General features: G+C 58.8%; 17 protein-coding genes. 3 read left to right on the top strand and 14 right to left on the bottom strand.

Features of this window, described 5'->3' with window-relative positions; genetic code table 11:
• Nucleotides 1-102: 102 nt before the first annotated feature.
• From TK42_RS23735 to TK42_RS23700, 8 genes are all read right to left on the bottom strand, one after another.
• The gene (locus tag TK42_RS23735) at nucleotides 103-1,281 is read right to left on the bottom strand and encodes an NAD(P)/FAD-dependent oxidoreductase (RefSeq protein ID WP_103735276.1); all 1,179 of its coding nucleotides are present in this window, start codon (nucleotides 1,279-1,281) and stop codon (nucleotides 103-105) included.
• A 159-nt stretch (nucleotides 1,282-1,440) separates the two neighbouring features.
• Entirely contained in the window at nucleotides 1,441-2,778 is a 1,338-nt protein-coding gene (gene dbpA / locus TK42_RS23730) for an ATP-dependent RNA helicase DbpA (protein ID WP_235165500.1), read from the bottom strand.
• Nucleotides 2,779-2,908: 130 nt separating this feature from the next.
• On the bottom strand, nucleotides 2,909-4,336 hold the full coding sequence (mdtD, locus tag TK42_RS23725) for a multidrug transporter subunit MdtD (RefSeq protein WP_032879027.1): 1,428 nt from the start codon (nucleotides 4,334-4,336) through the stop codon (nucleotides 2,909-2,911).
• Between the two features lie 35 nt (nucleotides 4,337-4,371).
• Entirely contained in the window at nucleotides 4,372-5,262 is an 891-nt protein-coding gene (locus tag TK42_RS23720) for an alpha/beta fold hydrolase (protein ID WP_103735275.1), read from the bottom strand.
• A 214-nt stretch (nucleotides 5,263-5,476) separates the two neighbouring features.
• A complete protein-coding gene (locus tag TK42_RS23715; RefSeq protein WP_146097897.1) occupies nucleotides 5,477-5,989 on the bottom strand; it encodes a hypothetical protein in 513 nt (170 codons plus the stop codon).
• Nucleotides 5,990-6,290: 301 nt separating this feature from the next.
• Complete coding sequence (locus tag TK42_RS23710) at nucleotides 6,291-7,808, bottom strand: hypothetical protein (RefSeq protein WP_146097896.1); 1,518 nt, start codon at nucleotides 7,806-7,808, stop codon at nucleotides 6,291-6,293.
• Nucleotides 7,809-8,055: 247 nt separating this feature from the next.
• A complete protein-coding gene (locus TK42_RS23705; RefSeq protein ID WP_032879031.1) occupies nucleotides 8,056-9,372 on the bottom strand; it encodes a TldD/PmbA family protein in 1,317 nt (438 codons plus the stop codon).
• Nucleotides 9,372-10,814 carry a TldD/PmbA family protein gene (locus tag TK42_RS23700; RefSeq protein ID WP_103735272.1) on the bottom strand — a complete coding sequence of 481 codons (1,443 nt, stop codon included), beginning with the start codon at nucleotides 10,812-10,814 and terminating at the stop codon, nucleotides 9,372-9,374. The genes TK42_RS23705 and TK42_RS23700 overlap by 1 nt, the downstream gene beginning before the upstream one ends.
• A 257-nt stretch (nucleotides 10,815-11,071) precedes the next feature.
• Here TK42_RS23700 and TK42_RS26855 point away from each other — a divergent pair, with 257 nt between their 5' ends.
• The gene (locus tag TK42_RS26855; protein ID WP_146097895.1) at nucleotides 11,072-11,659 is read left to right on the top strand and encodes a hypothetical protein; all 588 of its coding nucleotides are present in this window, start codon (nucleotides 11,072-11,074) and stop codon (nucleotides 11,657-11,659) included.
• Between the two features lie 97 nt (nucleotides 11,660-11,756).
• Here the strand turns inward: TK42_RS26855 and betA are convergent, their stop codons facing one another.
• The 3 genes from betA to betI form a co-directional block, all read right to left on the bottom strand.
• Entirely contained in the window at nucleotides 11,757-13,460 is a 1,704-nt protein-coding gene (gene betA, locus TK42_RS23695) for a choline dehydrogenase (RefSeq protein ID WP_032879035.1), read from the bottom strand.
• Nucleotides 13,461-13,603: 143 nt separating this feature from the next.
• Nucleotides 13,604-15,076 (bottom strand): betaine-aldehyde dehydrogenase, encoded by a 1,473-nt coding sequence (gene betB / locus TK42_RS23690; RefSeq protein WP_032879038.1) that lies wholly within the window; start codon nucleotides 15,074-15,076, stop codon nucleotides 13,604-13,606.
• Nucleotides 15,077-15,186: 110 nt separating this feature from the next.
• Nucleotides 15,187-15,780, bottom strand: coding sequence for a transcriptional regulator BetI (gene betI / locus TK42_RS23685; RefSeq protein WP_032879040.1), 594 nt, complete (start codon nucleotides 15,778-15,780; stop codon nucleotides 15,187-15,189).
• 390 nt (nucleotides 15,781-16,170) lie between these two features.
• On the opposite strand from betI, the gene TK42_RS23680 reads away from it, so the two are divergent.
• A complete protein-coding gene (locus TK42_RS23680; protein ID WP_228309931.1) occupies nucleotides 16,171-18,105 on the top strand; it encodes a BCCT family transporter in 1,935 nt (644 codons plus the stop codon).
• 73 nt (nucleotides 18,106-18,178) lie between these two features.
• On the opposite strand, the gene choV is transcribed toward TK42_RS23680, so the two are convergent.
• From choV to TK42_RS23665, 3 genes are all read right to left on the bottom strand, one after another.
• A complete protein-coding gene (gene choV, locus TK42_RS23675) occupies nucleotides 18,179-19,357 on the bottom strand; it encodes a choline ABC transporter ATP-binding protein (RefSeq protein ID WP_005792170.1) in 1,179 nt (392 codons plus the stop codon).
• A complete protein-coding gene (gene choW, locus TK42_RS23670) occupies nucleotides 19,354-20,199 on the bottom strand; it encodes a choline ABC transporter permease subunit (protein WP_003194913.1) in 846 nt (281 codons plus the stop codon). The genes choV and choW overlap by 4 nt, the downstream gene beginning before the upstream one ends.
• A gap of 69 nt (nucleotides 20,200-20,268) precedes the next feature.
• Complete coding sequence (locus TK42_RS23665) at nucleotides 20,269-21,216, bottom strand: choline ABC transporter substrate-binding protein (protein WP_032879044.1); 948 nt, start codon at nucleotides 21,214-21,216, stop codon at nucleotides 20,269-20,271.
• A 416-nt stretch (nucleotides 21,217-21,632) separates the two neighbouring features.
• On the opposite strand from TK42_RS23665, the gene TK42_RS23660 reads away from it, so the two are divergent.
• On the top strand, nucleotides 21,633-23,009 hold the full coding sequence (locus TK42_RS23660) for an L-serine ammonia-lyase (RefSeq protein ID WP_032879045.1): 1,377 nt from the start codon (nucleotides 21,633-21,635) through the stop codon (nucleotides 23,007-23,009).
• Nucleotides 23,010-23,443: the final 434 nt, after the last annotated feature.

Raw genomic sequence — 23,443 nt, 5'->3', positions numbered from 1 at the left:
GGGAGGGGGCTTGCTCCCGATGGCGGTGTATCAGTAACAGATGTACTGACTGATACACCGCCATCGGGAGCAAGCCCCCTCCCACATTTTTACTGCGTTGTGTCAGGCGTATTGCGCGGCTGCGTAGCCCGACGCCCAGGCCCACTGAAAGTTGAACCCGCCCAAGTGACCGGTCACATCCAGCACTTCGCCGATGAAGTACAGGCCAGGGCTTTTCAGTGATTCCATGGTCTTGGACGACACTTCCCGCGTGTCCACTCCACCTAAGGTTACCTCGGCAGTGCGATAGCCCTCGGTGCCGGCCGGTACGAGTTGCCAGCTCCCAAGCTTTTGCGCGATATCGGCAATTTCAGCGTGGGTGTACTGCTTCATCGGTTTGGATTCGAACCAGCTTTGGGCCAGCAGGTTGGCCATCTTCTTGGTGAAAATCTCCCCCAGCAGGGTCTTTAGCTCGCTGTTGGGATGCTCGGCCTGTTGCTGTTGCAGCCAGTCATGGGCGTCATGATCGGGCAACAGGTTGATTTCCACCGTGTCGCCGGATTCCCAGTAAGACGAGATCTGCAAAATCGCCGGCCCGCTCAGGCCGCGATGGGTGAACAGCATGTTCTCGCGAAAGCTCTGGCCGTTGCAGCTCACCAGGCAATCCACTGAAGTGCCGGATAACTCACTGCACAATGGCTTGAGCTGGTCGGTGATGGTAAACGGCACCAGCCCGGCGCGGGTTGGCAGCAGTTCGTGGCCGAATTGCCTGGCCACTTGGTAACCGAAACCGGTGGCGCCCAGTGTCGGGATCGACAAGCCGCCGGTAGCAATGACCAACGACTCGCAGCGCAACTCGCCCAGAGTCGTCTGCAACTGATAGCCGCTTTCGAGTTTGGCGATTTCCTCGATGGAGGTGTCCAGGTGCAGGCTCACGCCGGTCTGGATGCACTCATCGAGCAACATGCCGAGGATGTCGCTGGACTTGTTATCGCAGAACAGCTGGCCGAGTTTTTTCTCGTGGTACGGCACACCGTGCTTGGCCACCAGCCCAATGAAATCCCACTGGGTGTAGCGGGCCAGGGCCGACTTGCAGAAGTGCGCGTTATGCGAGAGGAAGTTGGCAGGCTCGGTGTACATATTGGTGAAGTTGCAGCGGCCGCCACCGGACATCAGGATCTTCTTGCCGGCCTTGTTGGCGTGGTCGATCAGCATCACTTTGCGCCCACGCCCGGCGGAGGTCAGTGCGCACATCAAGCCTGCCGCGCCGGCGCCAATGATCACAACTTCGGTCGAGCGCAAAACGGTGTCCTCATACAAATTCTGAATTGAAATACAGTCAAATGTGGGAGGGGGCTTGCTCCCGATGGCGGTGGTTCAGTCACATCTATATTGACTGAGACTCCGCTATCAGGAGCAAGCCCCCTCCCACATTTGAATCTCCATTGGTGTGCGAGATATTTACAGGATCCGCACGCGCAACGAACGGCCTTTGATCTTGCCGTCATTCAAGCGCTGCAACGCCTGCTTGGCGATCCCGCGTTCCACGGCCACGAATGCCTGGAAGTCAAAGATCGCAATCTTGCCGACCTGGGCGCCCGGAATGCCGGCTTCACCGGTCAATGCACCCAGAATGTCGCCTGGGCGGACTTTGTCTTTACGCCCGGCGGCGATGCACAGGGTGCTCATCTGCGGCAGCAGCGGGCCACCGCTTTGCGGCTTGAGGTTGTCCAGTTGGTCCCAGTTCAGCGGCGACTTCTGCAGTTGCTCGATGGCCTGGGCGCGGTGCGCTTCGGACGGCGCCACCAGGCTGATGGCGATACCGGTCTCGCCAGCACGACCGGTACGGCCAACGCGGTGGATGTGGATTTCCGAGTCGCGGGCCAGTTCGACGTTGATCACCATGTCCAGCGAGTCGATGTCCAGGCCACGGGCAGCCACGTCGGTAGCCACCAGCACCGAGGTGCTGCGGTTGGCGAACATCGCCAGTACCTGGTCACGGTCGCGTTGTTCCAGGTCGCCGTGCAGGCCGACGGCGGAAATGCCTTTGGCTGTCAGGTGGTCGACAGTTTCCTGCACTTGCTGCTTGGTGAAGCAGAACGCCACGCAGGAGGCTGGGCGGAAGTGCGCGAGCACCTTGGTCACCGCGTCCATGCGTTCTTCTGGCGAGATCTCGAAGAAACGCTGTTCGATCTGGTCGTCGGAGTGGAACGCCTCGGCCTTCACCTGCTGCGGCGCACGCATGAACTTGGACGCCAGCTGCTTGATGCTCACCGGGTAGGTGGCCGAGAACAGTAAAGTCTGGCGGCGTGGTGGGGTCTTGCTGATGATGTCTTCGATGGCGTCGTAGAAGCCCATGTCGAGCATACGGTCGGCTTCGTCGAGGATCAGGGTGTTCAGGCCATCCAGTACCAGCGAGCCTTTGCGCAGGTGCTGCTGGATGCGGCCCGGAGTGCCGACGATGACGTGGGCGCCATGCTCCAGGGAGGCGATCTGCGGGCCGAGGGACACGCCGCCGCACAGGGTCAGCACCTTGATGTTGTCTTCGGCACGGGCCAGGCGACGGATTTCCTTGGCGACCTGGTCGGCCAGTTCACGGGTGGGGCACATCACCAGCGCCTGGCAACCGAAGTAACGTGGGTTGATCGGGTTCAACAGGCCGATGCCGAAGGCGGCGGTCTTGCCGCTGCCAGTCTTGGCCTGGGCAATCAGGTCCAGCCCCTTGAGGATCACCGGCAAGCTTTGCGCCTGGATCTGCGTCATCTCGACGTAACCCAGCGAGTCGAGGTTAGCCAGCATGGCGGCGGACAGGGGCAAAGTATTAAAAGCGGTGGCGATGGTAGTCACGGGACTGGCTCTGCAAAACAAAATGTCGCGCAGTGTACCAGCCCTGTGGGATTTTCCCCGCAAGTTCTCGACGAGAAGCCCGTCAGTGCTCGATATCGTGCTCGCGGCTGACCACGCGTTTGCCGTCTTTTGGCGACAATTGCAGGAAGATCGCCGCCGCCAGCATCGCCATGATGCCCACGGTGAGGAAGGTCAACTGGAACGCGCCGAGGACACTCTCCACACCGTCATTGCCAGCCTCGGCAGTAAACCCGCCAAGCAACGCGCCGGCGCAGGCTACGCCGAGGCTGAGGGACAACTGCGCCACCACCGACAACAAACTGTTGCCGCTGCTGGCCTGGGCGTCGTCGAGGTCGATCAGGGTCACGGTGTTCATCGCCGTGAATTGCAGCGAGTTGATCGCCCCCAGCACCGCCAGCATTGCCAGCAGCAGCGGGTAGGGCGTGTGCTCGCTGACCAGGCCCATGCTCGCCAGCATGATGCCCAGAGCCAAGGTGTTGCCGGTCAGCACGATGCGATAACCGAGGCGCTCGATCAGCGGCCTTGCCACGGATTTGGCAAACATCGCCGCCGCCGCGAGTGGCAACATGCTCATCCCGGCTTCCGATGGCGAGTAACCCAGTGCCACCTGCAACAGCAGCGGTACCAGGAACGGCAGTGCGCCGCTGCCCAGCCGCGCAAACAGGTTGCCCAGAATGCCGACGGCAAAGGTGCGGGTCTTGAACAGCACCGGCGAGAACAACGGGTTATCAATATGCCCGGCGCGCAGCCAGTACGCCGCCAGGCAGGCGAACCCGCCGAACAGCAGCAATATGACCCGCAGGTGCGGCAGGTGCAGTTCGCCCAGGCCCTCCATGGCGATGGTGATCAGCACCATTGCCGCGCCGAACAGCAGGAAACCCAGGCCGTCGAAGCGCGTGCGTTCGCTGCCGCGCAGGTCGGGAATGAATTTCCACACGGCATAGCAGCCGATCATGCCCACCGGCAGGTTGATCAGGAAGATCCAGTGCCAGGTCAGGTATTGCACCATCCAGCCGCCCATGGTCGGGCCCAGTAATGGGCCGAGCAGGCCGGGGATGGTGATGAAGCCCATGATGCGCACCAACTCGGAACGTGGATAAGCGCGCAGCACCACCAGCCGCCCGACCGGCAGCATCAGCGCACCGCCCAAGCCCTGGATCACCCGTGCGCCCACCAGCATGGTCAGGCTGCTGGACAACGCGCACAGCAGCGAGCCGAGGCTGAACAGCATGATCGCGCCAAAGAAAATCTTCTTGGTGCCAAAGCGGTCAGCGATCCAGCCCGATGCGGGAATCAGCAGGGCGACGGTGAGCATGTAGGCAATCACCACCCCCTGCATGCGCAGCGGGTTCTCCGCGAGGTCCCGAGCCATGGCCGGCAGGGCCGTGTTGAGGATCGTCCCATCCAGCGATTGCATGAAGAAGGCAATCGCTACCACCCAGGGGAGCCAGCGGGCGGTCTTGGCATCGAGAGGGGCACGATTCGGCATGGGGACCCTTTTATTAGCAGGCTATGTGTTGGCGATTATGCGCCATTCGTCGCTCCTTTTCCCACTGGCGGTTCGTCTAAGTCCGACAACGTTGCGTGCTCTCCGACCAGGAAATCCAGCAATGCACGGTGAACTGCCAGCGCCGCCTCCCGAGACTCCAGGTCCAGCAGGTGGCCGGTATGCTCGGCCACCGCAAAGCTGCTGCGGCCTACATATTGTTTGAACAGCTGGGCCTCGGCGGCCGGGGTGTATTCGTCCAGGGCACCGTTGAGAAAGTGCACCGGCGTCTCGATCTGTCGCAGCGCTGGCAAGTAGTTGCCATCGCCCAAGGCCAGGACCTGGTGAATGTGAAAGCGCGCCTGGCGGTACTCGGTAGTGGCCATGGTCGACAGGTGCCGATGGTTGTTGCGCTTGAGGCGCGGCGACAGGTATTTGCCGACCGTCTCGTTGAGCAGGTGGCCGACCGCAGATTTGTCATCGGCCTCGATCAACACGCGAACGCGCTCCACGTATTCGAGCATGGCCTGGTTGAGGTTGGGCGCCAGGGCCATCACCACCGAGCTTTCGATGGAGGGCGGGTTGTGCGCCAGGGTCAGCAGCGTAGAGATGCCGCCCCACGAGGCCGACACCAGATGGTTGACCTCAAAGCGTTCCACCAGGGCACGCAGGATTTGCACCTCGTCGTCCTTGGTGACCAGGTCAAGGTCGGTGTTGTGCTCGCGCGAGTAGCCGGAGAACGGCAAGTCGAACAGCAGCACATTGAAATGCTCGGCCAGGCATTTGCTGGTGCGGGCAAAGGAGCGCGTGGTGGACAGCGCGCCATTGACCATCAGTACGGTTTTTCTATGCGGATGGTTACCGAGCTGCTCTACGTGAACGTTGTAGTGTTTGAACAGCTTCTCTATGACAAAACTTCCATGGTTCATCTGAAGGCTCCAGCTTGCCCAGTCCAGGCAAGGTCATGCATCACGTGCGGGCACGTGGGTGGGGTGGCGGGATGCCATCAAGCCTTATAACGAGGAATCAGGGAGGGGACAATAGGCGGATTCGCCAAATGAGAGCACCGCAGAAAGTTTACCAGTGGGAAGGGATTTGCCTGACAGATGAGTCCACTTACAGGCAAGTCAGGCAAAGATTGATTTAAGCCAACACCAATACGGTATTTTCTTTACTGTCGAATGGTGAGTCGCCAAGAGGAACTTTGATACTCCACAAGTCGATATGGCCATCAATGACGGCGACAGAATGGCTGGAGTTGGCAAGGGTACCTATCGCTCCATTTTTTAATTCCTCAAGAGTGCCGCTGCGCATAGAGTGCTTGAGCCCAAGGCGTGTTAACGCTTCACCAGGGTGTTCTCCGTCGTTCAAGGTGTCCATTGCGGTCTTAAAGTTCTGGCTGGCCCGGTGGTCATTGTTTTCGTTCTGCGCCCGCTTTGCGCTGGCCGCATATAGAAAAACGGCATGTCGCAAGACCTTGCCGCTACCAGCGAATCCTGTGCGCTCCATGGCTTGAAGCAGTTCTTGATGGGTCAGGGTGATGCGGACATCGTCGCGCATCACTACGTCATAACCTTCAGGTGTCCGGGTTATCTTTTTATAAATATCCTCTGGATGGCTGCCGAACTTGGCCATCGCCGCCTTGATGGCTGACACCGTGACACAGTTACCTTCGGTGACTTGAAAGAAATCTCGCCATATGTTTTTTTGGTCTGATGCCCGAGTCGGTGGTCGAGCGAACAATTGTACGGGCGGGGGCATCATCTTTGCGGGTGTAGGCAGCATTGAATTCGCCTTTTTCCAAGTGGCGATTGTTGATGCGACTATTATCGTAAGGGGTTGGATAGTTGAGGCCATTCAGTGGAGAGAAACCGATATTCATAGTAATTGACTCGGGGTGCATAAAGGAGACTGTCGGTGAACAGGTTGTCTGAGAACTGACGGTGAGGATTTATTATTATGCGAGTTGATATCCGTGGGTGTGTACCTTCTCATCCCCAGGAAGGTTTTTACCTTCCTTTATGAGCCTGCCGTTGTAGAACAGCCCACCAGCGTTACTGCCGATCAACACGGTCAGGCCATCGGCATCGCCTGCTCTTTCCATGTATTTAATAGATGAGCTCACGCCCATCCCTTCCAGAACATTTTTTACCGTACGGCCATCAATGTTGCCAATCAATGCTGCTTCGAAACTCTGCCCAAAGGAGCGCACGGGGGGCTGGAGTTGTTGACGTTTGATGTAGGCTGCGAAGATGAAGTTGGCGTCCTTTATCATGCCATCATCGTGCCCGATGAATAAGGAGTGTTGTTGGGCTTGCTCAAGTTCGTCCCGCGAGAGGGTCAATTCAAATCCGTCCCTAAAGGTGACCTGATAGGCGTTATGGGCAAATTTTACATTTGAAAAAACATCAGTTGGGCTCTGCCCGAACTTGGACATCAGCAATTTTATGACATCGGCGTGGGTTGAAGTCTCACCTTGAAAGACAAAAGGTCTTTGCGTATAAAACCCGGTGACCAGGTTATCTGGTTTCTGTCCATTTCGTTTGGCAGAAAGCTCCGGAAGTTCATGGTCGGCCTGAACATCACCTTCAGGGGGAAGGGGTTCGAGCGTGAAGGTGGGAGGTGTTGATATCTGAGGGACCGCAATAGGCGTGGGCATGGAGGTGTGGGGGGCCTTGAGGACAATAAAGCTTTCTATCCATTGTGGTACTTTTTTCTTGTGCCCGTAGTTTTCCATAAAGCCGTCATTAATCATGCCGCGCTTACTCGAAAATACCTTCATTGCCGGTACGGCTACCTGGTTCCCTACGTCCTGAGACCACACATGCTGTAGTTGGTAGTCAAGCCCTAAAAGCTTTAAACCCTCGTACCCGCTGATCCCGTAATCAGAAGAACTCAGAACAGCACCAAAGCTGTGTTGGTGAATATGGGTGCGATAATCGATTTTTCTGTAGTTGTATTGTGCTTCAAGGTGCTTGCGTTTATTCATGATCGCAAAAATAAAGCGTGCATCTTTTAGCATGCCCTCATCGTCGCCCGCAAACTTGGCATGGTGGGTAGCCAGTGCTAGTTCATCGTTGGATATATGCAGTTTGAAGTCGTCTTTCATGGTGATGTTGTAGCCGTTTCCGGTGTCCTTGACTTCATCAAAAATACTCAAGGGGCTCTGGCCGAGGCCCGACATGGCGGCCTTAATTACCGCCACCCAGTCATCGTGGTCATAACGGCCAAAGTAGGGGTATTTTTCATAGGTGGCATACAAGCCAGTCCACAAGTTACTGGGTGGGGCGCCTCTATCTTTTCCTGACATGACATGTGTTGCGGATGTTTCGGTAGGCACGGCGCGGAGGAGGTGTGAAGACAATAGTTTGTTTTCAGCGCTCGACGTGTTATTTGCGGATTTGCCCCTTGTTTGTGAATAGCTATTTACGCTCGACCGATGACTGCCGGTGGGCGTCGAAATGCTCAGGCTCATAAGTATGCTCCGCAGTTGATAGTGGGTTGCCCGCAAATGAATCACTGTTGTAAGTGTCCTGTTGCTGCAATGCGTTCCCGCTATAGGTGAGAGGATAGGTTACAGAGAGTGACCTCGATTGGTTTTGGATGCAGGATAAATCCGGCCTTGGGTCGGTTTGTACGCAGGAAGGGAAATAGCCGGACACTTATATAACTAATGGCAGCCGGAGTGGCTGCCATTAGTTTTTACGCGGGCTGTGAAAGTTTCACAGCGTCAAGGTCAGGCGCTTGACCAAGGCACCCGGCAGCAGGTTGGAGGCGGTATTGCGCTGGCTGTAAGTGCTGGCCGAGAGCAACAACTCCCGATCAGCGGTCAGGGCCTCAAGTTGCGAGCCGAGCAACTGATAGACACTGTCATCAAAACGCATGGTGCTGACCGGCGCCTTGATTTCGCCGTTTTCCACCCAGAACGTGGCGAAGCGCGTCATGCCGGTCAGGCGCGCCGCTGGCAGGTCGGAATAGTTCAGGTACCAGAGGTTGCTGATATATAACCCGGTGCCCAACTGCTTGAGGATATCGGCCTGGGCCAGGCTGCCTGCCGCCATTTGCAAGGCGCTGGGCGACTCGTCGCTGCTGGCGCCGTTGGTGCTCAAACCGTATTCGGCGGCGCTGCGAGAGTTGATCAACTGACCCTCGGCCTTGCCTGCCCGGATCAGGGGCACATCCCCGCGCGGGTAGCCTTCGGTGGAAAACGCCTGGCTCAGGGAACCGCTGATCTGTTCATTGATTGTCACCAGCGGGCTCAGTGATTGTTCACCGGCATACAGGCGCTGCAACGAACTGCCTTTGCTGGCGATGGCCTGGGCCGAAAAACCACCCCAGGTAATGATGCTGATGATTTCTTCCAGCGCTGGCGGTGCAAGGTAGGCACGGTATTGGCCGGGCGCCAGCTTGTGCAGCGGCCGCCCCAGAAACGCCAGTTGCTCGCGGGCCTGTTGAAAGCGTGCGGCAAATTCGGCGCTGTCCCAGGTGTGCCCGGCGTAGCTGGCCTTGACCGCTTCGCCATTGGCGTGGAACAGGCTGAAATCGAAGTTGAAGCTGTTGGCGCAATGCCAGCCGAACGCGCCCGAGGAACTGGCGAAACCACGGCTGATGGGGCCGGCGGCGTAGAAACCGACCAGGTCGACGCCGTCGGCAGCCTGGCTGATATCGTCCAGCACCTGGGCCAGCGCCGGCAGCGGCCGTCGCTGTTCGTTGCTGCTTTGCCAGGCGTTGTGGTTGAGCAGCAGGTACGGATCACGTGGCAGTAGCGGCAGGGTTTCACGCAGCTGTTGCAGGGCATCGGCCAGACGCTGGCGATCCAGTGCCGCCTCGCCGGACAGGGTGATGCCCAGATCGGCGTGGCGGCCATCGTTGATCAGCTTGAGGTTCAGGCTGGCCTGTTGCACTTGGCCGGCCTGGCGCACCTGTGCGTGGTTAAAACGCACGAACTCGGACGATTCATCCGCGTAACCCAGGTGGAACTGCTCCTTGTCGGTGACGGCCTGCTTGAGCCAGTCCACCAGTGCCTTGAAGTGGTTCATCAGGCATCGCCCCCAAATACGTCAATGTTACTGAATACACAGGCCGGCGACGCATGGCCGACGCGGATCACCTGGTTGGGCTCGCCCTTGCCGCAGTTGGGCGTGCCCAATACCTTGAAGGTGCTGGCGTCGCCGACCGCGCTGAGGTTGCGCCAGAATTGCGCGGAAATTGCCCGATAGTTGGGGTTCTTCACCACGCCCTTGAGTTCGCCGTTTTCGATCAACTGGCCCCACTCGCAACCGAACTGGAACTTGTTGCGCGCATCGTCGATGGACCACGAACGGTTGGTCGACATCAGGATGCCGTTTTCAATGCCACCCACCAGTTGCTCCATGCTTTTATCGCCGGCCTCGATATTCAGGTTGGCCATGCGGTCGATGGGCGGGCGGTTCCAGCCGCAGGCGCGGCTGTTGGCAACGCCTGGCAAGTCGGCGCGAAATTGCGACAACGCACCGCCCAGGGGCTTGAGCAGCAGGCCATCGCGGATCAGGAATTGCTTGCTGGCGCGGGTGCCGTCGTCGTCATGGCTGTAGCTGGCGAGCTGTTCGGGGATGTCCGGGTCGAAGGTCACGTTAAGCAGCGGTGAGCCGTATTGCAGATGGCCGAAGTCGCTGGCCTTCACAAAACTGGTGCCGGCGTAGTTACGCTCGTCACCGAGGATGCGGTCGAGTTCCAGCGGATGGCCGATGGACTCGTGGATCTGCAGGATCATCTGGTCGGGCATCAGCAGCAGGTCACGTTGGCCGTGGGGCGTATTGGGTGCGAGCAGCAATTGCAGGGCTTCGTCGGCCACCTTGCGGGCGGCGCCCACCAGGCCAAAGCGCTGGATCACACCGGCACTGCCTTGCTGGCCGAAGTTGGTACCGCCCAGGGTGCGGGTCTGGCTGTCGTTGCCGTCGAAGGCGGTGACACTCAGGCCAGGGAAGACGAAGCGCTGGGCCTGACGTAGTTGCGCGCCGGCGCTGTTGAGGTAGATCTGCTCAACATGGGTGGTGCCCAGGCTGACTTCCCAAGTCACCAGGCGTTCATCCTTGGGCACGGCGGCAGATTCATCGCCGAGCAATTGGTAGCAGTCGCTCAGGGACGGGAAGGGCTGATCAAGGTCCGGAGACAGGTAGTCGGCGACTTCATTGGAAACCGGCTGCTGGTGCAGGTCGAGCAGGGCGTGGGGCTGGATCATCCGGGCTTGCTGTTCGGCGCGCTCAAGGGCCGCTTGCAGGCCGGCAAGGGAAATGTCGTTGGTCGCGGCATAGGCTTCCACGCCATTGAGACGCACGGTAAGCATGGCGCCTTCATCGTGGCTCAGGTGTGGTGGCTCGGCGACGTTCTTGCGTACCGACAGGTACTGACCGGATTCGCGTACGTAGCGCAGGGAGAAGAATTCGGCACGGGTGCGCAGGGCACTGAAGTGCTGTTTGAGCCGCTGGTGGTTGTCGAACATTCGGAGAACCTCCTTGTAGTGGAGCGCTGAGGCAGCAGTGGCAGCGTGGGGTGTGAGTGCGGCATCAGGGTAGGCGGGTGTGGAGGAGGTATCAAGTTTGGGGCTTCGGCTTAGATAATTATGTGCTTTCTTATTGGGTTCTTATTCGTAAATAGACTACCTGGCTGTTAGTTTTCACAGGTGGCGGCATCTGTTTAATTATGTAGCTTTAAGATGTGCGGCAGAGATTGCCGCGTTTATTTAATAAGGTGAATTTTATGAGCACGGATCGTGGAAAGTCATTTATAGCTTCGGTGTGGGTAGAAGGCGTGCCCGTAAGTTTTTCTAAAGTCGAAGATAGTCACGGAACACCTCGTAATAAAGAATGGAAATATATGTGCGCGAATTCTCACGCTGATGAGCCTGCGCAGATATATTTCAGGTATAGACATGATCACTATGTTTTATTTTTTAGGGGGGGTGGAGCAGCCGGTGCTGGGTGTATCGGCTCGGTCAGGGAGACATCAGGAACGACCCTGGGTGGCGCTTCTACACATGATTTCCTCTGTGGGGGGGAGCCGGATGATGATTCTATGTATGTTTATTTGCTCAACTCTGCTGGGGAGCATGTCACACTCGATCACCTTAGCCAAGATGAAGTAAAAGTGGGTATGCATTTCCATTTTCCGAAAACCTTTGCCAAGACTACTTATTCACTTTGTTTGAAGGAGAAAAAGAATGTTTTATCACAATGGTGGGCCCACCTAGTGGCCGTAGGCGCAGGTATAGTTCCAAGTAATCCAATTTTTACACTGAAAATTTTGGAGCGTAACGCCGCTTATTTAAGCCAACCCAATGAAGTATGAAGTCTTGGCAATTTTCACATAGCCCGAAGGGGTTAGTGGCCGTGGTGTTGCAGGAGCGAGTAAGACCAGATGTCCCCTCGCTCCTGCATTAGCAGTATCAGTGCGCAGCCGGCCCTACTTCACGCATCGGCTTGCCACGAACCGGCGCATCGCCTGCCACGTAGTAGTCGGCGGTGCTGCGCGGCAGTGGCTTGCGGCCACGGATCTTGTCGGCGATTTTTTCGGCGATCATGATCGTCGGCGCGTTCAGGTTACCGGTGGTGATGATCGGCATGATCGACGCATCGACTACACGCAGACCCTGCATGCCATGCACGCGGCCTTCGCCATCCACTACGGCCATCTCGTCGGTGCCCATCTTGCACGAGCAGGACGGGTGGAACGCGGTTTCGGCGTGCTCGCGGATGAACTTGTCGAGCTGCTCATCGGTTTGCACTTCAATACCCGGGCTGATTTCGCGGCCACGGTATTGATCCAGTGCCGGCTGCTGCATGATTTCACGGGTCAGGCGGATGCCATCGCGAAACTCCTGCCAGTCCTGCTCGGTGGCCATGTAGTTGAAGAGGATGCTCGGGTAGTCCCGTGGGTTCTTCGACTTCAGTTGCACGCGGCCACGGCTTGGCGAACGCATGGAGCCCATGTGTGCCTGGAAACCGTGCTCTTTCACACCGTTGCTGCCGTTGTAGTTAATCGCGACCGGCAGGAAGTGGTACTGGATGTTCGGCCATTCGAATTCCGGACGCGAACGGATAAAACCGCCGGCTTCGAACTGGTTGCTGGCGCCAATGCCAGTGCCGTTGAACAGCCACTCGGCACCGATGGCTGGCTGGTTGTACCAGAGCAGCGACGGGTACAGCGACACCGGCTGGGTGCATGCATATTGCAGGTACAGCTCAAGGTGATCCTGCAGGTTTTCGCCGACGCCCGGCAGGTCGTGGACCACCGGGATGTCGAGGCTTTCCAGCAGCTTGGCCGGGCCGACACCGGAGCGTTGCAACAACTGCGGCGAAGCGATTGCACCGCTGCACACCAATACTTCTTTACGCGCACGGGCTTCAACGCGCTCTTCGGCGGCGCCGATCAGGTAGCGCACGCCAACGGCACGCTTGCCTTCGAACAACACTTTGTCGGTAAGGGCATGGGTGACGATGGTCAGGGTCGAACGCTTTTTAGCCGTGTCCAGGTAACCGCGTGCGGTGCTGGCGCGACGGCCATTCGGCGTGACGGTACGGTCCATCGGGCCGAAGCCTTCTTGCTGGTAACCGTTCAAGTCTTCGGTCCGCGGGTAACCGGCTTGTACGCCGGCTTCGACCATGGCGTGGAACAACGGGTTGTTGCCCGCTTTCGGCGTAGTCACGCTGACCGGGCCTTCGCCACCGTGGTAGTCGTTCGGGCCAATATCGCGGGTTTCTGCCTTGCGGAAATACGGCAGGCAATCGAGGTACGTCCAGTCTTCCAGACCGGGCAGCTTCGACCAGTTGTCATAGTCCATGGCATTGCCACGGATATAGCACATGCCGTTGATCAGCGAAGAACCACCCAGGCCCTTGCCGCGCCCGCATTCCATCCGGCGGCCGTCCATGTGAGGCTCAGGATCGGTTTCGTAGGCCCAGTTGTAGCGGCGGCCTTGCAGCGGGAAAGCCAGGGCGGCGGGCATCTGGGTACGGAAGTCGAGGCGGTAGTCCGGGCCACCGGCCTCCAGCAGCAAAACGGTGACGCCTTCGTCTTCGGTCAGACGGGTCGCCAGGGTGTTACCGGCGGAGCCGGCACCCACAATGATGTAATCGTATTCTTGGGACATTGGATGCACCCTCTTTGAAGTCTAGTCAGGTCGGGCCTCATCGGGAGCAAGCCCCCTCCCACATTTGATCGGGTTCACACAGTCAAAGGTGGGAGGGGGCTTGCCCCCGATGGCGGCCTTACAGGCAATACAAGGCTCGGGTGTTAGAACACCGAGGCGTAATCGCCCAGCTCAACCTGTACCGATTTGATGCGGGTGAAGTTGTTCAGCGAGCTGATCCCGTTCTCACGGCCCACACCGGATTGCTTGTAGCCACCGACCGGCATCTTGGCGTCGGACTCGCCCCAGGCGTTGATCCAGCAGATACCCGCTTCCAGTTGATGAATCACGCGGTGGGCGCGATTCAGGTCCTTGGTCACCAGGCCGGCAGCCAGACCGAAGTCGGTGTCGTTGGCGCGACGGATCACTTCTTCTTCGGTCTCGTAGGTGAGGATGCTCATCACTGGGCCGAAGATTTCTTCACGCACGATGGTCATGTCATCGGTGCAGTCGGTGAACACGGTCGGAGCCACGAAGGCGCCTTTGGCGAAGTCGCCATCGGTCAGGCGATCGCCGCCGCACAGCAGGCGGGCGCCTTCTTCCTTACCTTTGGCGATGTAGCCCAGCACGCTTTCCATGTGGGCGAAGCTGACCAGCGGGCCGAAGTTGGTGTTGTCGTCCTGCGGGTCGCCGACACGGATGCGCGCAACGCGCTCGACAATCTTGGCTTCAAACGCAGCTTGCAGATGCTTGGGCACGAACACACGAGTGCCGTTGGTGCAGACCTGGCCGGAGCTGTAGAAGTTGGCCATCATCGCGATGTCGGCGGCGCGATCCAGGTCGGCGTCTTCGAACACGATCAGTGGCGACTTGCCTCCCAGTTCCATGGTCACTTCCTTGAGCGACGAGCTCGAGGCGCTGGCCATGACTTTCTTGCCGGTGTCGGTGCCGCCGGTGAACGAGACTTTCTCGATGCGCGGGTGCTCGGTCAACCAGGTGCCGACTTCACGGCCGCTGCCAGTCAGTACGTTGAACACACCAGCCGGAACGCCGGCTTCGGTGTAGATCTCGGCCAGTTTCAGGGTGGTCAGCGAGGTGACTTCGCTTGGCTTGAAGATCATCGCGTTGCCTGCGGCCAGGGCCGGGGCGGACTTCCACAGGGCGATCTGGATCGGGTAGTTCCACGCGCCGATACCGGCGACTACACCCAGCGGCTCGCGGCGAGTGTAGACGAAGGAGGTGTCGCGCAGCGGGATCTGTTCGCCTTCGATGGCTGGCACCAGGCCTGCGTAGTATTCCAGCACGTCGGCGCCGGTGACGATGTCGACGTACTTGGTTTCGGAGAAGGCTTTACCGGTGTCCAGTGTTTCCAGGGCGGCCAGTTCATCGTTGCGCTCGCGCAGGATGTCGACAGCACGACGCAGGATGCGCGAACGCTCCATGGCGGTCATGGCAGCCCAGATTTTCTGGCCCTTTTCAGCGCTGACCACGGCACGCTCGACGTCTTCTTTCGTGGCGCGTTGCACTTGGGCGAGAACTTCACCGTTAGCCGGGTTGATGGCTTCGAAGGTGGCATCGCTGCCAGCGTCGCTGTAGCCGCCGTCAATGTAGAGTTTTTGCAGGTCGAAACGGGCCATAAAGTCCTCGCAAGTGCATAAGTGGTTGGCGTTACCCGCCGTACAGTGGGCCATGGAGTTGTGGCAACACTGAGCGACGGACGTTCAGGGGTTGAGCGTTTATAAGTGCTCTAACTCACCTGCTTGGCCAATTGGAAATCCATGTATTCGTAAGCGATCCGTTGCGCTTGCTCCGTGTCGAAAGCGTCTCCCGACAGGGCGCCGCGCAACCACAAACCGTCGATCAAAGCCGCCAGGCCGCGGGCTGCGCTGCGTGCCTCGGGTAACGGCATCGCACGGCGGAACTGGCAACACAGGTTGGAATACAGACGGTGATCGTTGATCCGCTGCAACCTGTGCAATGACGGGTGGTGCATGCTGGTGGCCCAGAAGGCCAGCCAGGTTTTCATTGCCGGGCCATTGACCTGGCTGGCGTCGAAGTTGCCTTCGATGATCACCTGAAGGTGTGCCCGTGGGCTGTCTTCCTTCAAGGCACGCCTGCGTTCGTGGACGTTCTCGATCAACGCATTCATCAGGTAGCGCATGGTCGCTGCGATCAGGCCGTTCTTGTCCTGAAAGTAGTGACTGATGATGCCGTTCGAGACGCCGGCCAGCCGCGCAATCAGCGCAATGCTGGCATCTCCCATTCCGACCTGATCGATGGCCGTCAAAGTGGCTTCGATCAACTGCTGGCGGCGTATGGGTTGCATACCGACCTTGGGCATGTAGCACCTCTCCTTAGGCCTGCCGATGGGCGATCCACGTCCGTCGGCTTGAGGGCCAGTCTATTTTGTTTTGATTGAACGTTCAATCAACAAAGAATAAGATCTGCGACAAATGGTCGCTGCCTACAGATATTTCCTACCTGCGAGCTGCAACCTCTGACACCTGCAAAAACCCTTGAAACAGGCCACTTCAGAGCCTGATCACCGCTTCGGCGGGCTCAAGAATTTTCGGGGTGTCTTTATAACACCCGTCCGTCGACTGCCGAAAAATCGATGTTCCGGGATAACCGTTGCCTTGTGTTTCTCTCTCGCACTGCCTGGAGCATCTGCGCCATGAGTTCTGCCTCTCTTATAAAGACCCCGCCGGAAAAGGTCCGGGTCAACGGTTGGGTGTTCTACACCTCCACCGCGCTGATTCTGATATTGACCGCCATTCTGATCATCGCCCCGCAGGAGGCCGGGCGCCTGCTCGGCGTAGCCCAGGCGTGGCTGTCGAAAAGCTTCGGCTGGTACTACATGGTGGTTATCGCCGCCTACCTGGTGTTTGTGGTCGGTCTGGCGTTTTCGTCCTACGGGAAATTGAAACTGGGTAGTAAGGACGACACCCCGGACTTCAGCTACGGCGCCTGGGCCGGCATGTTGTTCTCGTCGGGCATCGGCATTTCGCTGTTGTATTTCGGTGCGTCCGAGCCGTTGGACCACTACTTCAACCCGCCCGAAGGTGCAGCGGCCAGCAATGGCGCGGCACGCCAGGCGCTGCAACTGACCTTCCTGCACTGGGGCCTGCACGGCTGGGCGATCTATGCCCTGGTCGGTTTGGCCGTGGCGTACTTTGCCTACCGCCATAACCAGCCGCTGGCCTTGCGTTCGGCGCTGTACCCATTGGTGGGCGAGCGTTGGGTGAAGGGCGCGGCCGGCCATGCGGTAGACGGTTTCGGCATGTTCGTCACCTTGCTGGGGCTGGTGACCAACCTGGGTATCGGCTCGATGCAGGTGTCCTCGGGGCTGGAAAACCTGTTCGGCATGGAGCACAGCAACACTAACTTGCTGATCGTGATCATCGTGATGAGCACCGTAGCGACCATCGCTGCTGTATCGGGCGTGGAGAACGGCATTCGCCGCCTGTCCAACCTCAACATCGTGCTGTTCAGCGGCTTGCTGATTTTTGTGCTGCTGTTCGGCCCGACCCTGCACCTGCTCAACGGCCTGGTGCAGAACACCGGCGATTACCTCAACGGCATCATTCTGAAAACCTTCGACCTGTATGTGTACGAAGGCGACGCCGACAAGACCGAGCGCTGGATGGGCTTGTGGACCCTGTTCTACTGGGCCTGGTGGATTTCCTGGGCGCCATTTGTGGGCATGTTCATCGCGCGTATTTCCCGTGGCCGTACCGTGCGTGAACTGGTGGCGGGCGTATTGCTTATCCCGCTGGGCTTTACCCTGGCGTGGCTGTCGATCTTCGGTAACTCGGCCCTGGACCTGGTGTTGAACCACGGGGCGGTGGAGTTGGGCAAGACGGCTCTGGAGCAGCCGTCCATGGCCATCTACCAACTGCTTGAGCATTACCCAGCATCGAAAATTGTTATCGGCGTATCGATCTTCGTGGGCTTTGTGTTGTTCCTGACCCCGGCGGATTCCGGCGCGGTGATGATGGCCAATCTGTCCTGCAAAGGCGGCAATGTGGACGAAGATGCGCCGCACTGGTTGCGGATCTTCTGGTCGGCGGTCATTACGCTGGTGACGATCGGTCTGTTGTTTGCCGGCAACTTCGAAGCCATGCAAACCATGGTAGTGCTGGCAGGGCTGCCGTTCTCGGTGGTGCTGATCTTCTTTATGTTCGGTTTGCACAAGGCGATGCGCCAGGACGTGGCCATCGAACAGGAGCAGGCGCAACTGGCTGAACGCGGGCGTCGTGGGTTCAGCGAGCGCTTGACGGCGCTGGACCTGCAACCGAGCCAGGCCACCGTGCAACGCTTTATGGACAAGCACGTAACGCCGGCGCTGGAAGAAGCGGCGGTTGCGCTGCGTGAGCAAGGTTTGGAAGTGCAGACACTGTTGGGCAAATCCAAGCGCTGCATTGGTGTGCGCATCGAGATGGAAGAGGGCAACCCGTTTGTCTACGAAGTGAGCCTGGATGCTTACTCGTCGGCGCCGGCTGACTTGCCTGAAGAAGAGCGCACCCGTTATTACCGTGCCGAGGTGTACCTGCACAACGGGCCTCAGGAATACGACCTGATGGGCTTCACCCAGGAACAGATCACCCGGGATGTGCTCGATCAGTTTGAAAGCCATCGGCAGCTCCTTGGCCGTGTCTATAGCTGATAGTTGAAGCCTGGTGGTGCTTTGAATGTGGGAGGGGGCAAGCCCCCTCCCACATTTTGCTTTGCAGTGTTTGCTAGCCCAGGTTCTTGCCTAAGAGGGCATGGTAGAGCTCACTGTCACCCAAGATCCCCACCACCTTGTTGTTGTCATGCAACACCAGCTTGTTCCCCGTCTGGTAGCGAATCTGCAACGCATCGCGCATACCGATGTTGGAGTCCACCAGCGTCGGCACCCGGCCCAGACCTTCCACCGCTTGCCCCGGCGCCCAATTCTGCAGGTTCATCGCCACGCCATTCTGGCGTGCGCCCTGGATGGTGTTGCCTTCGGCCAGGTCCAGCCACGAGTCACCACCCGGATCAAGGCACACCGAACCGTTCACGCGCTTGCAGTTGTCCAGCGTGCGCATCAGGCTGCGTCCGCACAGCACGTTCAGTGGGTTGGTGTGGGCGACGAAGGTGCGTACATAGTCGTCCGCCGGGTTCAGCACGATCTCTTCCGGCACGCTGTACTGGATGATCTTGCCGTCTTTCATGATCGCGATACGGCTGCCCAGTTTCAGCGCTTCATCCAGGTCGTGGCTGACGAACACGATGGTCTTGCTCAACTTGCGTTGCAGCTCCAGCAGCTCATCCTGCAAACCTTGGCGAATCAGCGGGTCGAGGGCCGAGAAGGGTTCGTCCATCAGCAGGATATCGGCGTCCATCGCCAGGGCGCGGGCCAGGCCGACGCGTTGCTGCATACCGCCGGACAGCTCGTCGGGCTTCTTGTTGCGCCATTGGCTCAGGCCCACCAGTTCAAGCTTTTCATCCACCAGCGTGCGCCGTTCCTTCTCCGGACGGCCCTGCATTTCCAGGCCGAAGCTGATGTTCTCGCGTACCGTCAGCCAAGGCATCAGGGCGAACTTCTGGAATACCATGGCGATGCGTTTGGTGCGCATCATTTTCAACTCGGCGGGGGTGCAGGAGGCGATGTCGATCTGGCGACCTTCATGCTCTACAAACAGTTGGCCACGGCTGACGGTGTTGAGGCCGTTGATGCAGCGCAGCAGGCTCGACTTGCCGGAACCCGACAAGCCCATCAGCACACAGATCTCGCCTTTCTCGATATCCAGGCTGGCCTTTTCAACGCCGACAATCTGCCCGGTCTTCTTCAGAATTTCGTTACGGCTCATGCCCTGGTCCAGCAGCTTGAGCGCTTCGCGTGGGTCTTTGGAAAAGATCACGTCGACATTGTCGAATCGGATAATGCTCATGCATCACCCCCTACTTTAGCGTCGGGTTGTTTGCAGATACGGTCGAGCATGATGGCCAGCAAGACGATCGCCAGCCCCGCTTCAAAGCCCAAGGCGATGTCAGCGGTGTTCAGTGCGTTGACCACCGGCTTGCCGAGGCCGTCGGCACCCACCAGCGCGGCGATCACCACCATCGACAACGACAGCATGATGCATTGGGTAATGCCGGCGGCGATGCTCGGCATGGCGTGGGGCAACTCGATGCGCGAGAGCAACTGGCGGCGCGAGCAGCCAAAGGCTTTACCGGCGTCCATCAGCTCTTGCGGCACATCGCGGATACCCAGGTAGGTCAGGCGGATCGGCGCGGCAATCGCGAACACCACCGTGGAAATCAGCCCGGGCACCACACCCAGCCCGAAGAGGGTCAGGGTAGGGATGAGGTAGACGAAGGTCGGTACGGTCTGCATCAGATCGAGCACCGGCCGCATCATGGTGTAGAACATCGGCTTGTGCGCGGCAACAATACCCAGCGGCACGCCGATGACCACGCAGACCAGGGTGGCGAACAGCACCTGCGCGAGGGTTTCCATGGTTTCCTGCCAGTACCCCAGGTTGAGGATCAGCAGGAAGGAGGCAATGACAAACACCGTCAGGCCCCATTTGCGTTGAATAAAGTGAGCCAGCAGCGCAATCAGACCGATCAATGCCAGCGGATTGAACCAGGTCAGCGCAAACGTCACGCCGTGGATCATCGTTTCCAGTGTCGATGCGATTGCGTCGAAATAGTTGGCACCGTGTTGGGTCAACCAGTCGACGAAGGCAGCGATGTACTGGCCTAGAGGGATTTTCTGTTCAGTCAGCATGGTAGTGAATGTCCACATGCGAAGGGGAAAACATCCCGGGCCAGCGCACCGGCCCGGGGTCAGCGGGTGCTATTTGGCGAGGTAAGCTTTGACGGCATCGAGCCCTGGTTTGCCATCGACGGTGGTGACACCGGCGAGCCAGGTGTCGAGCACTTGCGGGTTCTTCTGCAGCCAGGCCTTGGCGGCGGCGTCGGCCTTCATCTTGTCGTCCAGGACGTTACCCATCAGGGTGCTTTCCATGTCCAGCGTGAACACCAGGTTTTTCAGCAACTGGCCGACGTTGCTGCATTCCTGGGTGTAGCCCTTGCGGGTGTTGGTGTAGATGGTGGCCTGGCCATAGTTGGGGCCGAACGAATCGTCGCCACCGGTCAGGTACTTCATCTTGAAGCGGGTGTTCATCGGGTGCGGTTCCCAGCCGAGGAACACAATGGCCTGGTTGCGCTTGGAGGCGCGTTCAACCTGGGAGAGCATCCCGGCTTCGCTGGACTCGACCACCTTGAAGCCGGCGGTCTTGAGGCCGAAGGCGTCTTTGTCGATCAGTGTCTGGATAGTGCGGTTGCCGTCGTTGCCCGGCTCGATGCCGTAGATCTTGCCGCCCAGCTCATCCTTGAATTTGGCGATATCGGCGAAGTCTTTCAGGCCCTTGTCGTACAGCGCCTGTGGGACTGCCAGGGTGTACTTGGCGTTCTCCAGGTTGGCGCGCACGGTTTCCACGGTGCCGGCATCACGGTACTGCTTGATGTCGTTTTCCATGGTCGGCATCCAGTTGCCGAGGAATATGTCCATGTTCTTGCCGTCGGCCAGGGACTTGTAGGTCACCGGTACCGAAATCATCGTGGTGCGCGGTTTGTAGCCCAGGCCCTTGAGGATTTCGCTGGTGGTCGCGGTGGTGACGGTGATGTCGGTCCAGCCGACATCGGAGAAGTTGACGGTCTTGCACTGTTCCGGTTCTGCGGCGTGTGCCATGACGGGCAGACTCAGCATGGCGGCCAACAACAACGAGGGTGAACCTTTCATCGGGGTAGACTCCTGTGTCTTTTCTGGCGGCATTCGCCGCGCTTTATAAGTGTTGCGGTTGGAGCGTGCGAGAACAGCTCTGGCGCGGTGCCTTGCAAACGAGTCGAGACTGATCATGTACCAGTGAAAATCTGACGCCTACAGGGGGCGTCGTATCCAGTACAGGGAGGGTCGCATCCAGTACCGATGACGTCGCTTACAGCTTTTTCCCAAGGTAAAACTGCTGTTTTTACCCATCTGCACCGCAAAAAACGGCCAAAACAGGCGTTCGCACGCGAGCGACGCTGGTGAGCATGGATGCGTCGGTGTGAGACGCCGTGGCGAGCAACAAAAGCTTGATGATGCCGCCATCTGGGCGATCTGAGCGTAGCACCTCGTTCAAGCCCGGCCCGCGCTTATCGAGGAGTTACACGTTAATGGCTATCAGCGTTTTCGACCTGTTCAAGATCGGCATCGGGCCTTCGAGTTCTCACACCGTGGGCCCCATGCGCGCCGCGGCGTTGTTCGTGCAGGCGTTGCGTGAGCGTGAACTGTTGGAACGGGTTCGGCGTGTCGAAGTGCAACTGTACGGCTCGTTGTCTGCCACTGGCATCGGCCATGGCAGTGACACCGCAACCATCATGGGCCTGATGGGCGAGTGGCCGGACGCAATCGACCCCTCGCAAATCGGCGTACGCATTCAAACCTTGCGTGAAACCGACACCCTGTTGCTGGACAGCCGCTTGCCGGTGCCATTTGTGTGGGCGCGGGACATGCGCTTGCTCGACGAGAACCTGCCGTTCCACCCCAACGCCATGACCCTGGTGGTATGGGGTGATGACGGCGAACTGCATCGCGATACCTACTATTCGGTCGGCGGCGGCTTTGTGGTGGATGAGGCCCAGGCCCAAAGCGGCGTGGCCGATATGGACCGCACCGAATTGCCTTACGATTTTTCCAGTGCGGTGGAGCTGTTGCAGCTGTGCAAGACCCACAACCTGCGCGTCGCCGAACTGATGCTGGCGAACGAAAAGACTTGGCGCTCCGAAGAAGAAATCCGCAGCGGCCTGATGAAACTCTGGCGCGCCATGCAGGATTGCGTGGAGCAGGGCCTCAAGCACGAAGGCATCCTGCCCGGCGGCCTCAATGTGCGCCGTCGCGCCGCCAAGTTGCATCGCAGTTTGCAAGAGCTGGGCAAACCCAATGTGATCGGCTCGACCTTGAGCGCCATGGAGTGGGTCAACCTGTTCGCCCTTGCGGTCAACGAAGAAAACGCCGCCGGTGGGCGCATGGTGACGGCGCCCACCAATGGCGCGGCGGGGATCATCCCGGCAGTGCTGCACTACTTCATGAAGTTCAGTGAGGAGGTCACCGAAGCCAACGTGGTCGACTATATGCTCGGCGCGGCGGCGGTAGGTATCTTGTGCAAGAAGAACGCTTCGATCTCCGGTGCTGAAGTCGGCTGTCAGGGTGAAGTAGGCTCGGCTTGCGCGATGGCCGCAGCTGGCTTGGCGGAGATTCTAGGTGCCACGCCGGAGCAGGTGTGCAACGCCGCTGAAATCGGCCTGGAACATAACCTCGGCCTGACCTGCGACCCGGTCGGCGGCCTGGTACAGGTGCCGTGTATCGAGCGCAATGCGATTGCGGCGGTGAAGGCCATCAACGCGGCGCAAATGGCCCTGCGCGGCGACGGCCAGCACTTTATCTCCCTGGACCGGGTGATCCGCACCATGCGTGATACCGGGGCCGATATGCATGACAAGTACAAAGAGACATCACGCGGTGGGTTGGCGGTGAGTGCGGTTGAGTGCTGAGACCCAGTCGCCTGCATCGGGGCTTGCCCCCTCCCACACTTGATTTGTGAACACCTTCAAAATGTGGGAGGGGGCTTGCCCCCGATAGCAATAGTGCAGACACAATTGCTCATAAAGTGAACACCAGATCAAAAAACGCCACCTTTTAGCGCGTCGCAAACAGATAAGTAGCTACCAAACGATTTCCCTCTCGTCACCTGCGCATTGTGCTTTGGGTGACAGACATGTCCTACGCCCGCAAAGCGCCTTCCCACAAGTGCTACCGATTTGCTCACACGCTTTGAGTAGCACCCTTCTCACGTCATATCCCGCACCCCACGCGCGGGCTTATATAGACGCATCAACAGGTCGTTTTCAGGAGTTATTGAATAGCCATTCAATTTTCGGCATGGCATTTGCTCTGTCAATTCAAAGCCTCTCTCCCCTCGCAGGGG

The sequence above is a fragment of the Pseudomonas sp. GZJR-8 genome (genome assembly GCF_002916705.1).
GTDB lineage: Bacteria > Pseudomonadota > Gammaproteobacteria > Pseudomonadales > Pseudomonadaceae > Aquipseudomonas > Aquipseudomonas synxantha_A.
The sequence above is the reverse complement of the archived record's forward strand: the minus strand, read 5'-3'. Positions and strand labels throughout refer to the sequence as shown.

Bases quoted from the DNA above. Each gene is read 5' to 3' on its own strand.
- dbpA (WP_235165500.1), bottom strand. From the start codon at position 2,778: ATGCTGGCTAACCTCGACTCGCTGGGTTACGTCGAGATGACGCAGATC.
- mdtD (WP_032879027.1), bottom strand. From the start codon at position 4,336: ATGCCGAATCGTGCCCCTCTCGATGCCAAGACCGCCCGCTGGCTCCCC.
- TK42_RS23720 (WP_103735275.1), bottom strand. From the start codon at position 5,262: ATGAACCATGGAAGTTTTGTCATAGAGAAGCTGTTCAAACACTACAAC.
- TK42_RS23710 (WP_146097896.1), bottom strand. From the start codon at position 7,808: ATGAGCCTGAGCATTTCGACGCCCACCGGCAGTCATCGGTCGAGCGTA.
- TK42_RS23705 (WP_032879031.1), bottom strand. From the start codon at position 9,372: ATGAACCACTTCAAGGCACTGGTGGACTGGCTCAAGCAGGCCGTCACC.
- TK42_RS23700 (WP_103735272.1), bottom strand. From the start codon at position 10,814: ATGTTCGACAACCACCAGCGGCTCAAACAGCACTTCAGTGCCCTGCGC.
- TK42_RS26855 (WP_146097895.1), top strand. From the start codon at position 11,072: ATGAGCACGGATCGTGGAAAGTCATTTATAGCTTCGGTGTGGGTAGAA.
- betA (WP_032879035.1), bottom strand. From the start codon at position 13,460: ATGTCCCAAGAATACGATTACATCATTGTGGGTGCCGGCTCCGCCGGT.
- betB (WP_032879038.1), bottom strand. From the start codon at position 15,076: ATGGCCCGTTTCGACCTGCAAAAACTCTACATTGACGGCGGCTACAGC.
- betI (WP_032879040.1), bottom strand. From the start codon at position 15,780: ATGCCCAAGGTCGGTATGCAACCCATACGCCGCCAGCAGTTGATCGAA.
- choV (WP_005792170.1), bottom strand. From the start codon at position 19,357: ATGAGCATTATCCGATTCGACAATGTCGACGTGATCTTTTCCAAAGAC.
- choW (WP_003194913.1), bottom strand. From the start codon at position 20,199: ATGCTGACTGAACAGAAAATCCCTCTAGGCCAGTACATCGCTGCCTTC.
- TK42_RS23665 (WP_032879044.1), bottom strand. From the start codon at position 21,216: ATGAAAGGTTCACCCTCGTTGTTGTTGGCCGCCATGCTGAGTCTGCCC.
- TK42_RS23660 (WP_032879045.1), top strand. From the start codon at position 21,633: ATGGCTATCAGCGTTTTCGACCTGTTCAAGATCGGCATCGGGCCTTCG.